The sequence below is a fragment of the Streptomyces sp. NPDC007164 genome (assembly GCF_040634135.1).
Lineage (GTDB): Bacteria > Actinomycetota > Actinomycetes > Streptomycetales > Streptomycetaceae > Streptomyces > Streptomyces sanglieri.
This window is the reverse complement of sequence record NZ_JBEYFB010000015.1, coordinates 146405-160393: the sequence shown is the minus strand read 5'-3', so window position 1 is coordinate 160393 and position 13989 is coordinate 146405. Positions and strand designations below refer to the sequence as shown.

Sequence of the window (13989 nt, the reverse complement as noted above, 5' to 3'; positions counted from 1 at the left end):
GACGGGCCGGCCGATGGCACGTGAGTGGGTGCCCGGCATTCGGATGCGTAATACTCCATTCATGAAATCGAGCATTACGCGCCGGGGTGGCGGGACGCCGCGGGAGTCCGTACGCGTCAGGCGTGCCACCGCCCGGGACGCGAAGCGGCTCACCCGGCTGGTCAGGACGTCCCGCGCCTACGAGGGGCACTACGCCGCCATGGTCGCCGGATACCGGGTCGGACCGGACTACATCGAGACCCACCGGGTCTTCGCGGCCGTGGAGCCCGACACCGACCGGCTGCTCGGCTTCTACTCGCTCGTTCTCGCGCCGCCGGAGCTCGACCTCATGTTCGTCGCCGACGCCGCGCAGGGACTCGGCATCGGACGGCTCCTCGTCGGGCATCTGCGCGGCGAGGCGGAGCGCGCCGGACTCACCGCAGTGCGCATCGTCTCGCACCCGCCCGCCGAGGGCTTCTACCGGAGTGTGGGGGCCCGTCGGACCGGCACCCTGGCCGCCGACCCGCCCGCGGTGATGTGGGACCGGCCCGAGCTGCTGCTGCCGATCGACTGACCGGACGCGAGGGGGCCCGGCCCGGCACCCGTATCCGGATGCGGGCCGAACCCCCTTGCCGGAGCGTCGTGTTACGAGGCGAAGCCCCCGTACGGACGCGTGATGATCTCCATGCCGTGACCGGCGGGATCGATGAAGTACACGCCCCGGCCGCCGTCGTTGTGGTTGATCTCGCCCGGATGCTTCCCGTGCGGATCCGCGTAGTACGTGACCCCGAGTTCCTTGATGCGGGCGTACGCGGTGTCGAACTCCCCTTCCGAGACGAGGAAGGCGTAGTGCTGCGTGGTGATCGGGGCTTCGGGAACGGTCGCGAAGTCCAGGGTGACCCCGTTCGCGGTGGCGACCGGGACGAACGGGCCCCATTCCTCGCCGACTTCGAGCCCCAGTATGTCCGCCAGGAACTCGGCGGACTCCCGGTTGTTCCGGGAGTGGATGATGGTGTGATTCAACTCGACTGACACTGTGGAATGCCTCCAACAGGCATCTCACGGGCACCTCCACGCCTCACCCGGCCGGTGACCGACGCGCGATGCCGTACTCAAGATCCTAGGTGAGGCCGGACCGATCGTCGAGGGCCGGGCGGACGATCCGGTCATCTCCCCGTCCCCGGTGAACCGTTACGGTGGGGGAGGAGGGGAACACGAAGTACTCCGGGTATTGGGACGGAGGCTCCCGGTGACCTCGACAGCGCATCGCCCCGACCGCGACCGCCCGGGCCACGACGACGGCCGCGACGAGACACCGGAGGAACGGGCGGACCGGCGGTGGACCGATCTGCTCCAGGAACTGCGGGTCGCCCAGACCGGCGTCCAGATTCTCTTCGGCTTCCTGCTCGCCGTCGTCTTCCAGCCCCGCTTCGCCGAGCTCTCGGACACCGACCGCACCATCTACGTGGTCACCGTGATGCTGGGATCGGCCACCGCCGCCGCACTGATCGGCCCCGTCTCGTACCACCGGCTGCTCACCGGGCGGCGGCTCAAACCGCAGACGGTCACCTGGGCGTCACGGATGACGGTGGTGGGACTCGTCCTGCTGTTCTGCACCATGTGCTCCGCCCTGCTGCTCATCCTGCGGGTGGCCCTGCACAACTCCGTCGCGCTGTGGCTGGTCGGCGGAATGGCGCTGTGGTTCCTGATCTGCTGGTTCGTCCTCCCGGCCTGGGCACTGGCCCGCTCCTCGTCCACGCATGACACATGACCGGGCGCCGCAGGGGGAGCGGGCGGTGCGGTCAGCCGGGACCGTCCGCCGTGAGACCCCGGACGTCCGTGACCGTGAAGAGGCCGCCGTCCGGGTCCAGCAGCGTCGCCGTCGTGCCCTGCGCCAGCGCCCGCTGCTCGACCAGGCTGCCGCCGTGCTCCCGCGCGGCCGCGACCGTGGCCGCCACATCGGCGACCGGGAAGTGCACCTGCCAGTGTGGGCGGACCAGCGGATCGGGCGCCGCCTCCACCGCGCCCGAGCTGATCCGGACCAGCCGGCGCCCGTCGCACTCGACGATGACCTCGTCCTTCTCGTACGACACCTCGCAGCACCCCGGGCGCCCGCTCGCCCAGTCGAGCACCTGCCCGTAGAAGATCGCGGCGTCGAAGGCGTTCCTGGTGTGCAGTCGCAGCCAGGCGTGCGAATGGTCGTCCGGCGCGGGCGGCGAGGTCGCGGGCTCGGTCCGCTCCCAGATCCCGAACACCGCACCGTCCCGGTCCGCCGCGAGCGCCCCGCGCCCCTTGCCGAGCGCCATCGGGCCCACGGCGACGGTGCCACTGCGCTCACGGATGCGTGAGGCGGCCGCATCGGCGTCGGTGACGGCGAAGTAGGGCGTCCAGACGACGGCCACCCGGTAGGCGGTCGCCACCGCGCCGATGCCGGCGACCGGTACCTCGCCCCGGCGCGCGACCGAGAACTCCTGCCCCAGCTTGCCCGGACGGAAGGTCCACCCCAGCACGGCGCCGTAGAACTCCTGCGCCGCCCGCAGATCGCGGGTCATGAGGTTGACCCAGCAGGGCGCTGCGGGTCCGGTCAGCGGCGCAGGTGTCGGCGCCTTCCCCGGGTGGCTTCCGGTCATGGTCCTACTGCCTTCATCGGTTCTGAGGTCTGGGTACGCCCGTGGCCGACGGGCCCACACCAGCCTCACCGGAGGCAGCCACCCCCGCAACACGCGAGGCCCCTGCCCGGGGCCGGCGCCGGGGGAGTCCGCCGGGTCAGTCGCGCCGCTCGTCGGTGTCGCGGGGGATGGGCTCGTTCCCGTGGTCACCGAGTTCGTACGGCGAAAGGCCCCGGCGGTCGGGCGGGAAGTGGTCGTCGCCGTGCACATCGCGCTCCTCCAGGTGGGCGCGGTGGTCCGGCCGGGGTGGCTGCTCGTCGGGTCTGGGTGGTGGCAGCTCCTGGGCCCGGCGCCGCTTCCCCAGCCAGACCGCGCCGATCAGCACGGCCACCAGCACCACTCCGACAATGCCCATCACCGACCCGGTCGCGCCCCGCCCGTCGGCGAGAACGAGAGCCAGTGAAGTCAGGTCTGTGCTCGAAAGGTCCATGCTTGCCGGATACCCCGAGGCGGAGCCGTCACGCAATAATTGCCATGAATTCATGTTTTAAGTGGATATGACCTGAAAAGGAGTTTCGCGTCGAGGGTGCAGCGGTCGTGCGGGGAACGCGGGGTGCGGTGAGGTGTACGTACCCGAACGGCGACCGTCTGCGGGGCCGCGCGCACCCGGCCTCGTGTCGCCGTCGTCCTGCCACGGGGAGAGCCTGGAGACATCCTCGAAACGCCGCAGGGGCACGGCGCCCGGCGCGGGGACGCGGAGCGGAACACCGAGCGGAAGGAACCGCGGTGAACACCATCAAGGAGAAGCAGACGGAGGAGAGCGGGTACGGGCAGGAGGTCTCGGTCGTCATCAGCGGGTGCGAGAAGGCCGACGCGCGGATGGTCTTCGACGTGCTGCGGGCCGCGTTCACCACTGACCGGGCCTCGGTCGACGTACCGCAGCAGCTCGCCGGGAAGCGTCCCACCGCGTGGGTGGTGACCGTCGACGTCGCCGAGGCGAGGGTGGTCTCCGGGCCGGTCGCCCTCGGAGCGCCCGTGAGCGTCGACGTCCAGGGCGGTTACTGGGCGGTGGAACGGCTCCGCCAGAGCCTGGCGCACGCCTTCGACGTGACGGTCGTCGGCACCGTCTCCGGCGACCAGGAGGAAGAGGTGCGGCTGCGGCTGGCGAACCGGTAGACCGATGGGCCGACAGTCCGGCGGGGCGCGGCCCGGCGGCGGAGCAATGGCACGGTACGCCCTCACACGTCTGGTAGAAAACGGATAAAAGGTCACCTCTGAAAGGTGCGAGTGCGTGGACCCCTCTCGCGGGCGGGACGACGGTGCGCAACAGCCGGGAGCAACCGGCGACCGTTCCACCCTGACACTGCAGATCAACGGAACCGAGCGGACGCTCACGCTCGATCACCGCACCACCGTCCTGGACACCCTGCGCGAGCACCTCGGTCTCACCGGTGCGAAGAAGGGCTGCGACCACGGACAGTGCGGGGCGTGCACCGTCATCGTCGACGGCCGGCGGGCCAACAGCTGCCTGCTGCTCGCCGTCGCCCACGACGGCGCCGCCATCACCACCGTCGAGGGCCTCGCCGACGGCGACCGGCTCCACCCCCTCCAGGAAGCCTTCCTGGACCGCGACGCCCTGCAGTGCGGCTACTGCACCCCCGGCCAGATCTGCTCGGCGGTGGGCATGCTCGGCGAGGCGGCGGACGGCTTCCCGTCCCACGCCACCGCCCGCAGGGCGCCCGTCACGGCCCCGGCACCGCTCGACGCCGACGAGATCCGCGAGCGGATGAGCGGCAACCTGTGCCGCTGCGGCGCCTACCCCCGCATCGTCGAGGCGATCGAGGACGTGGCGCTGTGAAACCCTTCGGCTATCACCGCGCCCGGTCCGCCGAGGAAGCGGTACACGAACACGCCGCGCACCCCGGCGCCGTGTTCCTCGGCGGCGGCACCAACCTCGTCGACCTGATGAAGCTCGGCGTGGCGGCCCCGGACCGGCTCATTGACATCAGCCGGCTGCCGCTGGACCACGTGGCCGACACCGAGGACGGCGGCCTGCGGATCGGCGCGACCGTACGCAACAGCGCCCTGGCCGCCCATCCCGCGGTACGCGCCCGCTACCCCGCCCTGTCCCAGGCACTGCTGTCCGGCGCCTCCGGGCAGCTCCGCAACACCGCCACGACCGGCGGGAACCTGCTGCAACGCACCCGGTGCGCGTACTTCCAGGACACCTCCAAACCGTGCAACAAACGGGACCCCGGCACCGGCTGCCCCGCCCTCGACAGCGCGCAGCGCGACCTCGCCGTGCTCGGCCACTCCACGCACTGCGTCGCCACCCACCCGTCCGACATGGCCGTCGCCCTGTCCGCCCTCGACGCCACCGTCCACCTGCACGGGCCGGACGGCGCGCGGACCGTGCCCGCCACCGGATTCCACCGCCTGCCGGGCGACACCCCCGACCGGGACACCGAGATCCGGCCGGGCGAACTCGTCACCGAGCTGGTCCTGCCACCGCGCCCGGAAGGCGCCGCCTCCCTCTACCGCAAGGCCCGCGACCGCGCCTCCTTCGCCTTCGCCCTCGCGTCCGTCGCCGCCGTACTGGGCGTCCGGGGCGGCCGGATCGAATACGCCGCGCTGGCCTTCGGCGGGCTCGCCCACCGGCCCTGGCGCGCCCGGGCCGCCGAAGACCTGCTCCGGGGCGCACCGGCCACCGGGGAGACTTTCGAACGGGCGGTGGACGCCGAACTCGCCGCGGCCCGTCCACTGCGCGAGAACGCCTTCAAGGTGGGCCTCGCCCGCAACCTGGCCGTCGACGCGCTCGCCGAACTCGCCGCCGACCGCTGAGCGGCCCGCCCCGGCACCGCCCGCCGACAGCCGAGCAACCGCACCAACGCCGCCCCCCGCCGTGAGGACCCCGTCATGAGCCAGGCCCCGTCACCACTGGGCACCCCCGTCGTCCGCCGTGAGGGCCGGGACAAGGTCACGGGCACCGCCCGCTACGCCGCCGAGCACACCCCGCCGGGGTGTCTGTACGGCCGGCCCGTCCCCGCCACGATCGCCCGCGGCCGCGTCGACGCCGTCCACCCGGACGAGGCACTGGCCCTGCCTGGCGTGCACGCCGTGCTCACCCACCACAACGCGCCCCGGCTGAAGGAGCCCGACGACCCGACCCTCGCCGTCCTCCAGAACGACCGGGTCCCGCACCGGGGCTGGCCCGTCGCGCTCGTGGTGGCCGACTCCCCGGAGGCCGCCCGCGCCGGGGCCGAGGCACTGCGGATCACGTACGAGACCGACGGGCACGACGTCCTGCTGACCGAGGACCACCCCGGCCTGTACACCCCGGAGATCGTCAACGGCGGCTACCCCGCCGTCCGGGAACGCGGCGACACCGAACGGGCCTTCGTCACGGCACCCGTACAGGTCGACGCCACCTACACCGTCGGAGCCCTGCACAACCACCCCATGGAGCCGCACGCCACGACGGCGCGGTGGGACGACGACGGACATCTGACCGTCCACGACTCCAGCCAGGGCTCCACCACGGTCCGCGACAGCCTCGCCACCGCCTTCGGGCTGAGGCCGCAGCAGATCACCGCCGTCTCCGAGCACGTCGGCGGCGGCTTCGGATCCAAGGGCACCCCGCGCCCGCAGACCGTCCTGGCCGCCATGGCCGCCCGCCACACCGGCCGCCCCGTCAAGATCGCGCTGCCCCGCCGCCAGCTGGCCGCCGTGGTCGGCCATCGGGCCCCCACCATCCAGCACATCCGGCTCGGCGCCGGACTCGACGGCATTCTCACCGCGATCGACCACGAGACCATCACCCACACCTCCACCATCAAGGAGTTCGTGGAGCAGGCGGCCGTACCGACCCGGATCATGTACGGCTCCGCCACCAGCCGCACCGCCCACCGGGTGGTCGCCCTGGACGTGCCGAGCCCCTCCTGGATGCGCGCACCGGGTGAGGCCCCGGGCATGTACGCGCTCGAATCGGCGATGGACGAACTCGCCTCGGCCCTCGGCATGGACCCCGTCGAACTGCGCATCCGCAACGACCCGGCCGTCGAACCGGACTCCGGGCGCGCGTTCAGCAGCCGCGGCCTGGCCGCCTGTCTGGAGAAGGGCGCCGCGCGCTTCGGCTGGTACGACCGCGATCCCCGTCCCGCGAGCCGTGAGGAGGGGCCGCTGCTGCTCGGCACGGGCGTCGCCGCCGCCACCTACCCCGTCTACATCGCCGCCTCCAGCGCCTCGGCGCACGCGGCCGCCGACGGCTCGTTCCGCATCCGGGTCAACGCCACCGACATCGGCACCGGCGCCCGTACCGTGCTCGCGCAGATCGCCGCCGACGTCCTGGCCACCCCCGTGGACAACGTCCGGATCGACATCGGCAGCAGCGAACTGCCCGACGCCCCACTGGCGGGCGGATCGTCCGGCACCGCCTCCTGGGGCTGGTCCGTGCACAAGGCGTGCACCCTGCTGCTGCGACAGCTGCGCGAGCGCACCGGCCCGGTCCCCGCCGAAGGGCTCACCGTCACCGCCGACACCCAGCAGGAGACCGCCGGACAATCTCCGTACGCACGCCACGCGTTCGGCGCACACTTCGCCGAAGTCGCCGTGCACTCACGGACGGGCGAGGTACGGCTGCGCCGGATGCTCGGGGTCTTCGCCGCCGGACGCATCCTCAACTCCCGTACCGCGCGCTCCCAGTTCATCGGCGGCATGACCATGGGGATCGGCATGGCGCTGACCGAGGCCTCCACCATGGACCCCGTCTTCGGGGACTACACCGAGAACGATCTCGCCTCCTACCATGTGCCGGCCTGCGCCGACGTGCCGGAGATCGAGGCGCACTGGATCGACGAGGAGGATCCGCATCTCAACCCGATGGGCAGCAAGGGCATCGGCGAGATCGGCATCGTCGGCGCCGCGGCGGCCGTCGGCAACGCCGTCCGGCACGCCACCGGAATCAGGCTCCGCGGCCTCCCGCTCACCCCGGACACCCTGCTGCCGTACCTCCTGTGACCCGGGCGGCCCCCTGGGCCACGGCCGACCGGGTGTTCCTTGTGTTGCGGGACCGCCTCCGCGGGGCCACTCTGTGAAGTGACCCAGAAGTGACATCTGCTCACTCTTCGTGTTCGGGGGTCGTTGGTTCAACGGGGCGAAGCCAGTGGGCCTCGATGTGAGGAGCCTCGACGATGACCGTTCCACTCGACCGGCACTACCTGGTCGAACTCCAGGTTTCGGCAGAGCGTGTGTCCCAGCTGCGACGAATAATCGCGGCGCACCTCCGCCACTGGAGTCTCGAACTCCATATCCGGCCGGTATGCCGTGGTGTGGAGGAGCTGCTGACCAATGTCCACCGGCATGTCGGTGACAACAACAACTGCGTCGTCGAACTCCGCTGGTCCGGGCGGCATCTCACGGTCTCCGTCGCCGACAACGGCTCCGAGATGCCGCGGCTGCTCAGCAACGGCGGCGGTGGCCTGAGCCGGGTCATGGCCCTGAGCGACAGCTGGGGCACCTGCCGCACGGCCGAGGGCAAGGTCGTCTGGTTCACCAGGTACGCCAAGGAGCCGTACAGCGTCGACCTGGTGCGGCTGCCGCCGCTGCCCGGCGTGCGCGAGTTCCGGCGCACGCCCGTCGAGGCCGCGGCCCCCGCCCCCGCCGCCGAGTCCACGACGGCATCCGACCCCGCTCTCGTCTGATCCGGGCCACCGGGACGGCACGGCCGCCGGCCGCACCGCCGGCCGATTCCCCCCGGCGCGGACGACGTGCACACCGCACGAACGGACCGCGCCGGACGGGTGTCCGCCCGCCGGGGCCCGCGTTGCGGCGCGGCGTACGGCACGGCACGGTCGAAGGACCGAGGCAAGGAGGACACGGCCATGCCCATCGCGACGGTCAATCCCGCGAACGGCGAAACCCTCAGAAGATTCGAAGCGCTCGACGTGGCGGGGATCGAGCAGCGGCTCGACGCCGCCGCCACCGCGTACCGGCAGTACCGCACCACCGGCTTCGCCGAACGTGCCCGGCTGCTGAACCAGGCCGCCGGGCTGCTCGACGAGGACCAGCAGGACATCGCGCGCACCATGACCATCGAAATGGGCAAACCCGTCAAGGCGGCCCGTGCGGAGGCCGCCAAATGCGCCAAGGCGATGCGCTGGTACGCGGCCCACGCGGAGGAACTCCTCGCCGACCAGCACCCGTCCCCGGCCGACGTGGCGGACTCCGGCGCCTCCCGCGCCTACGTCCACTACCGCCCGCTCGGCCCCGTGCTCGCCGTGATGCCGTGGAACTTCCCGCTCTGGCAGGTCGTACGGTTCGCCGCCCCGGCCCTCATGGCGGGCAACGTCGGCCTGCTCAAGCACGCCTCCAACGTCCCGCAGACGGCGATGTATCTGGAGGGCCTGTTCCGCCGGGCCGGATTCCCGGCGGGCTGCTTCCAGAGCCTGCTGGTGGGATCGGGCGCGGTCGAGTCGATCCTGCGTGACCGCCGGGTCGCCGCGGCCACCCTCACCGGCAGCGAACCGGCCGGCCGCTCGGTCGCGTCGATCGCCGGCGACGAGGTGAAGCACACGGTCCTGGAGCTGGGCGGCAGCGACCCGTACCTCGTCATGCCGTCCGCGGACGTCGCCAGGGCCGCCCGCACCGCCGTGACCGCGCGGGTGCAGAACAACGGGCAGTCCTGCATCGCCGCCAAGCGGTTCATCGTGCACACCGAGGTGTACGAGGAGTTCGCCGAACGGTTCACCGTGGGCATGAGCAACCTGACGGTCGGCGACCCCATGCAGGAATCCACCGACGTCGGCCCCCTCGCCAGCGAACAGGGCCGCACCGACCTTGAAGAGCTGGTCGACGACGCGGTACGGCAGGGCGCGCGGGCGCTGTGCGGAGGCGGCAGGCCCGATGGACTCGCCCCGGAACTGGAGCGCGGCTGGTTCTACACCCCCACGGTCCTCACCGGAATCACCCCCGCCATGCGCATCCACCACGAGGAGACCTTCGGCCCCGTCGCCTCCCTCTACCGGGTCGACGGCCTGGACGAAGCCGTGGCACTCGCCAACGACAGCCCCTTCGGCCTCAGCTCCAACGTATGGACCCGCGACGCGGACGAGGCCCGCCGCTGCGTACGCGACCTGGAGGCGGGCGGTGTCTTCTTCAACGGCATGACGGCGTCCCATCCCGCACTGCCCTTCGGCGGTGTGAAGCGCTCCGGCTACGGACGCGAACTCGCCGGGCAGGGCATACGCGCATTCTGCAACGCGACCACGGTCTGGTACGGCCCCGAGCCCGTCGGCCCGTAGGACCTGCCCGGCGCACTGAAGCCTCCCGTCTGGAGACACGATGAGCAACGCCCCCGGCCCGGCGGCCGCTTCCGGCCCCACCGGCCCGTCCGACGAAGAGGTCGCGGCACTCGACGCGCACTGGCGGGCCGCCAACTACCTGACCGTCGGCCAGATCTATCTGATGGCCAATCCGCTCCTGACCCGGCCGCTGGCCCGGGAGCACATCAAGCCGCGCCTGCTCGGCCACTGGGGCACCTCACCCGGACTGAACCTGGTCCACACCCATCTCAACCGCGTCATCAGGTCGCGCGGAGTCCAGGGCCTCTGCGTCTGGGGCCCGGGCCACGGCGGACCCGCCGTCCTCGCCAACTCCTGGCTGGAGGGCAGCTACTCGCAGACGTACCCGGACGTCACCCGCGACGCCGAAGGCATGGCACTGCTGTTCAGACAGTTCTCCTTCCCCGGCGGGGTGCCCAGCCATGTGGCACCCGAGACACCCGGCTCCATCCACGAGGGCGGCGAACTCGGCTACGCCCTCACCCACGCCTACGGGGCCGCCCTGGACCACCCCGGGCTGATCGTCACCTGCGTCATCGGCGACGGAGAGGCCGAGACCGGACCGCTCGCCGCGTCCTGGCACTCCAACAAGTTCCTCGACCCGGTGCACGACGGGGCCGTCCTCCCGATCCTCCACCTCAACGGCTACAAGATCGCCAACCCGACCGTGCTCGCCCGCCTCCCCGAGACGGAGCTCGACGCCCTGCTGCGCGGCTACGGGCACGACCCGCTCTACGTCGGCGGCGACGAGCCGATCGGCGTCCACCGGGCGATGGCCGCCGCGATGGACCTGGCCGTCGACCGGATCAGGGAACTCCAGGCGGCCGCCCGCACCGGCGGCGACACCGGCCGCCCGCACTGGCCGATGATCGTGCTGCGCACCCCCAAGGGCTGGACCGGCCCGGTCGAGGTCGACGGGGTGCCCGTCGAAGGCACCTGGCGCGCCCACCAGGTCCCCCTGCCCGGCGTCCGGGACGACCAGGAGCATCTGCGGCAGCTGGAGGAGTGGATGCGCTCCTACCGGCCCGAGGAACTCTTCGACGCGTCCGGACGGCCCAGCCCCCAGGTGCTCGCCTGCGTACCCGAGGGCGACGCCCGGCTCGGCTCGACACCGTACGCCAACGGCGGTCTGCTCCTGCGCGATCTGCCGATCCCGCCGCTGGACAGTCACGCCGTCCAGGTCGACAGGCCCGGCACCGCGCTGCACGAGCCGACCCGGGTGCTCGGCGGCCTGCTGGAGGCCGTCATGGCAGCCACCGCGGAGCGCCGCGACTTCCGCGTCGTGGGCCCCGACGAAACCGCCTCGAACCGGCTCGACGGCCTCTACGACGCCACCGCCAAGGCCTGGCAGGAACGGACGCTGCCGACCGACGAGCACCTCGCCCGCGACGGACGCGTCATGGAGGTGCTCTCCGAGCACCTGTGCCAGGGCTGGCTGGAGGGCTACCTCCTCACCGGCCGGCACGGCCTCTTCTCCTGCTACGAGGCGTTCGCCCACATCGTCGACTCGATGGTCAACCAGCACATCAAATGGCTCAGGACCTCCCGCCGGCTGGCCTGGCGCCGGCCCATCGCCTCGCTCAACTACCTGCTCACCTCGCACGTCTGGCGCCAGGACCACAACGGCTTCTCCCACCAGGACCCGGGCTTCGTCGACCACATCCTCAACAAGAGCCCCGAGGTCGTACGGGTCTATCTGCCGCCGGACGCCAACACTCTGCTCTCCGTCGCCGACCACGCGCTGCGCAGCCGCGACTACGTCAATGTGATCGTGGCCGGCAAACAGCCGTCCTTCGACTGGCTCACCCTCGACCAGGCCCGCGCGCACTGCGCCCGCGGCGCCGGGGTGTGGGAATGGGCGGGCACGGAGGACGGCAGCCGCGCACCCGACGTGGTGCTCGCCTGCGCCGGCGACGTACCCACACTGGAGACACTGGCCGCCGCCGACCTGCTCCGCACCCACCTGCCGGAACTGGCCGTACGCGTGGTCAACGTGGTCGACATGGCACGGCTGCTGCCCCGCGAGGAGCACCCGCACGGGATGCCGGACTCCGAGTACGACGCCGTGTTCACCAGGGACACCCCCGTGATCTTCGCGTACCACGGCTACCCCTGGCTGATCCACCGGCTCGCCTACCGGCGAGCGGGCCACGGGCAGCTGCATGTGCGGGGCTACAAGGAGGAGGGCACCACCACCACGCCCTTCGACATGGTGGTCCGCAACGACCTGGACCGCTACCGGCTGGTCATGGACGTCATCGACCGGGTGCCCGGCCTCGGTGTCCGCGCCGTGGCGGTGCGCCAGGCGATGGCGGATGTCCGCACCCGCCACCACGCCTGGATCCGCGAACACGGCACGGACCTGCCCGAGGTGGCCGACTGGACCTGGAGCGGCTGACGGCGGCCCCGCTGCGCCCGGTGCGGCTCAGCGGCCGACCGCGCGTGCCAGCTCGGCCTTCGTCATGTGCGACCGCCCGTGGACGTTCTTCTTCTTCGCCTCTTCGTAGAGCTGGTCGCGGGTCGGACCTTCCGCTCCGCTGTGGGAGCGCAGACCACCGCGTCGCGAGGACGACATGTCCTCGATGGAGGTACGACTCGCCGTCCTCGACTCACCGGCGCGGGCGCGTTCCTTGTTGACCGTACGGGCCGCGATCTCCTCGGCGCGTTCCTCGCTCACCCCGCGCTCCTGCGCGCTCTCCTTGATGTGCTCGTACTGCCGCTCCCGCTTGGCATTGGATCCGCTTGGCATGGTGCGGTCACCCTTCTCTCCGGGACCTGCCCCGGGGCCCGGCGGGCCCCTCCCCAGTCTCCCAGCGACGCCCCGGGCCCGCATGCCTGAGGCATGCGGGCCCGGGGGAGGGGTACGGCGTCGCGCCGGTCCGTTCAGTAGCGCAGGGCCGCCGCGATCCGTCCGTGCTCGGTGAGCGAGCCGTCCGGCAGGAAGACCACGTCGGCGCCGCTGTCCAGGGCCGCCTCGACGAGCTCGTCCACGATGTCCTCGCGGACCGTGCCGTCCGTGAGGTCCACGGTCTCGCCGCTCACCGGCTCCAGGTGCCCGTCCGTCACCCGGACCGTCCGCTGGAAGTGCTCCTCCACCGCGACCAGCCCGGCACGGCCCTCCCGGACGGCCGCCCACACCTCGTCGAGACCGCCGGCGAAGGCACGACGGCCACGGGCCTCGTCCAGCCTGCCGTCGATCTCCGCGGCGAACCGCTGCTGCCGTTCGTCGAGCGCCGGCCGCAGCTCCTTGAGCAGCTCGCTCGGCGACATGTCGGCCGGCACACCCTTGGTGACCCGGCCGACGGCCGGCTTGGCACCCTCCCCGACCTCGTCCAGCAGAGCGAGGGCGGGGGCGAGGCCCACCAGATAGAGCGGGCGGGGGTCCTCGGCCAGGACCGCTCGCAGCTTCTCGTCGACGGTGCGCAGGAAGTTGCGCGTCTCCTCGTCGTTGAAGGTGCTCGGAGTGTCGCCGATCTGCTCCTCGCGCTGCGGGTCGGCCGGCTCCTGCGGAGCCGTCAGCGGGAACCCGCCGCTGTGCTCCTCGCGCAGGGCGTCCGCCGTGCCGCTCCACAGGACGGCCCGGTCGGCCGACACGGTGAGCGCCCAGAAGGGCTGGGCCTGAGCCTTCGCGGCGACCAGATTGCGGGTCAGATAGGTGTCGCTGAGCACCACCCGTTCGGGCGCGGTGCGCGGAAGCTGCCAGATCTGGTGCTGGTCGGCGGTGACGAGGAGGACCAGGGAGTCCAGGGCCCGTCGGGGGTCCACCTCGGTGACCGCCCGGTCGAGTTGGCCCTTGAGCGCGGTCCGTGCCTCGCGGGTGACCGCGGGGTCCGCCTCCAGCCGCCCGGCGGCCTCGGCCACCAGGTTGCGCAGCCGAACGGCGTCCGTGGCGTTGTCCGGGGCGCGGCGGTGTGTCGGCATGGTCAGGGACAGGGCCGGATAGGGCTTGACCGCCCGCAGTTCCTGCAACAGGCCGGCGGTCAGGGCATCCGTATCCATCGTTCTCTCCCAGGGGTTTCGGCCGGAATCCGCTCCCGAGCGAAGCGGGTGAAGTCGACGAGTCA

The 13989-nt window shown here is 72.0% G+C and carries 14 protein-coding genes; 9 read left to right on the top strand and 5 right to left on the bottom strand.

All coding sequences use genetic code 11. The features are described 5' to 3' along the window. Nucleotides 1-61 precede the first annotated feature (61 nt). On the top strand, nt 62-553 hold the full coding sequence (locus ABZ622_RS20725) for a GNAT family N-acetyltransferase (RefSeq protein ID WP_360545127.1): 492 nt from the start codon (nt 62-64) through the stop codon (nt 551-553). Nucleotides 554-624: 71 nt separating this feature from the next. Here ABZ622_RS20725 and ABZ622_RS20720 read toward each other — a convergent pair whose 3' ends face one another. Beyond that, nucleotides 625-1014 carry a VOC family protein gene (locus tag ABZ622_RS20720; RefSeq protein ID WP_360545125.1) on the bottom strand — a complete coding sequence of 130 codons (390 nt, stop codon included), beginning with the start codon at nt 1012-1014 and terminating at the stop codon, nt 625-627. A 214-nt stretch (nt 1015-1228) separates the two neighbouring features. Here ABZ622_RS20720 and ABZ622_RS20715 point away from each other — a divergent pair, with 214 nt between their 5' ends. After that, complete coding sequence (locus tag ABZ622_RS20715) at nt 1229-1750, top strand: DUF6328 family protein (protein ID WP_360545124.1); 522 nt, start codon at nt 1229-1231, stop codon at nt 1748-1750. A 31-nt stretch (nt 1751-1781) separates the two neighbouring features. Here the strand turns inward: ABZ622_RS20715 and ABZ622_RS20710 are convergent, their stop codons facing one another. Continuing rightward, nucleotides 1782-2609, bottom strand: coding sequence for a VOC family protein (locus tag ABZ622_RS20710; protein WP_360545122.1), 828 nt, complete (start codon nt 2607-2609; stop codon nt 1782-1784). A gap of 136 nt (nt 2610-2745) precedes the next feature. Further along, a complete protein-coding gene (locus ABZ622_RS20705; RefSeq protein WP_360545120.1) occupies nt 2746-3078 on the bottom strand; it encodes a DUF6479 family protein in 333 nt (110 codons plus the stop codon). A gap of 296 nt (nt 3079-3374) precedes the next feature. Between ABZ622_RS20705 and ABZ622_RS20700 the strand changes: the two genes are divergently transcribed. From ABZ622_RS20700 to ABZ622_RS20670, 7 genes are all read left to right on the top strand, one after another. Further along, nucleotides 3375-3764: a hypothetical protein gene (locus tag ABZ622_RS20700; RefSeq protein WP_360545118.1), complete on the top strand. Its 390-nt coding sequence runs from the start codon at nt 3375-3377 to the stop codon at nt 3762-3764. A 115-nt stretch (nt 3765-3879) separates the two neighbouring features. Beyond that, the gene (locus ABZ622_RS20695; protein WP_360545116.1) at nt 3880-4446 is read left to right on the top strand and encodes a 2Fe-2S iron-sulfur cluster-binding protein; all 567 of its coding nucleotides are present in this window, start codon (nt 3880-3882) and stop codon (nt 4444-4446) included. Next, nucleotides 4443-5429, top strand: coding sequence for a xanthine dehydrogenase family protein subunit M (locus ABZ622_RS20690; RefSeq protein ID WP_360545114.1), 987 nt, complete (start codon nt 4443-4445; stop codon nt 5427-5429). Before ABZ622_RS20695 ends, ABZ622_RS20690 begins: the two co-directional genes overlap by 4 nt. A gap of 75 nt (nt 5430-5504) precedes the next feature. Continuing rightward, complete coding sequence (locus tag ABZ622_RS20685) at nt 5505-7604, top strand: xanthine dehydrogenase family protein molybdopterin-binding subunit (RefSeq protein WP_360545112.1); 2100 nt, start codon at nt 5505-5507, stop codon at nt 7602-7604. Nucleotides 7605-7777: 173 nt separating this feature from the next. Continuing rightward, a complete protein-coding gene (locus ABZ622_RS20680; RefSeq protein ID WP_360545110.1) occupies nt 7778-8287 on the top strand; it encodes an ATP-binding protein in 510 nt (169 codons plus the stop codon). A 180-nt stretch (nt 8288-8467) separates the two neighbouring features. After that, nucleotides 8468-9886: an NADP-dependent succinic semialdehyde dehydrogenase gene (locus ABZ622_RS20675; RefSeq protein WP_360545108.1), complete on the top strand. Its 1419-nt coding sequence runs from the start codon at nt 8468-8470 to the stop codon at nt 9884-9886. Between the two features lie 40 nt (nt 9887-9926). After that, entirely contained in the window at nt 9927-12323 is a 2397-nt protein-coding gene (locus tag ABZ622_RS20670) for a phosphoketolase family protein (protein ID WP_360545106.1), read from the top strand. Between the two features lie 27 nt (nt 12324-12350). On the opposite strand, the gene ABZ622_RS20665 is transcribed toward ABZ622_RS20670, so the two are convergent. Both ABZ622_RS20665 and ABZ622_RS20660 read right to left on the bottom strand, forming a co-directional pair. Further along, nucleotides 12351-12674, bottom strand: a complete 324-nt coding sequence (locus ABZ622_RS20665) for a plasmid stabilization protein (protein ID WP_360545104.1) — start codon at nt 12672-12674, stop codon at nt 12351-12353. Between the two features lie 134 nt (nt 12675-12808). Then, complete coding sequence (locus ABZ622_RS20660; RefSeq protein WP_360545102.1) at nt 12809-13924, bottom strand: chemotaxis protein; 1116 nt, start codon at nt 13922-13924, stop codon at nt 12809-12811. Nucleotides 13925-13989 lie beyond the last annotated feature (65 nt).

Coding starts and splice junctions, on each gene's coding strand:
- ABZ622_RS20670 (WP_360545106.1), top strand. CDS start 9,927: ATGAGCAACGCCCCCGGCCCGGCGGCCGCTTCCGGCCCCACCGGCCCG.
- ABZ622_RS20705 (WP_360545120.1), bottom strand. CDS start 3,078: ATGGACCTTTCGAGCACAGACCTGACTTCACTGGCTCTCGTTCTCGCC.
- ABZ622_RS20710 (WP_360545122.1), bottom strand. CDS start 2,609: ATGACCGGAAGCCACCCGGGGAAGGCGCCGACACCTGCGCCGCTGACC.
- ABZ622_RS20680 (WP_360545110.1), top strand. CDS start 7,778: ATGACCGTTCCACTCGACCGGCACTACCTGGTCGAACTCCAGGTTTCG.
- ABZ622_RS20675 (WP_360545108.1), top strand. CDS start 8,468: ATGCCCATCGCGACGGTCAATCCCGCGAACGGCGAAACCCTCAGAAGA.
- ABZ622_RS20685 (WP_360545112.1), top strand. CDS start 5,505: ATGAGCCAGGCCCCGTCACCACTGGGCACCCCCGTCGTCCGCCGTGAG.
- ABZ622_RS20665 (WP_360545104.1), bottom strand. CDS start 12,674: ATGCCAAGCGGATCCAATGCCAAGCGGGAGCGGCAGTACGAGCACATC.
- ABZ622_RS20660 (WP_360545102.1), bottom strand. CDS start 13,924: ATGGATACGGATGCCCTGACCGCCGGCCTGTTGCAGGAACTGCGGGCG.
- ABZ622_RS20725 (WP_360545127.1), top strand. CDS start 62: ATGAAATCGAGCATTACGCGCCGGGGTGGCGGGACGCCGCGGGAGTCC.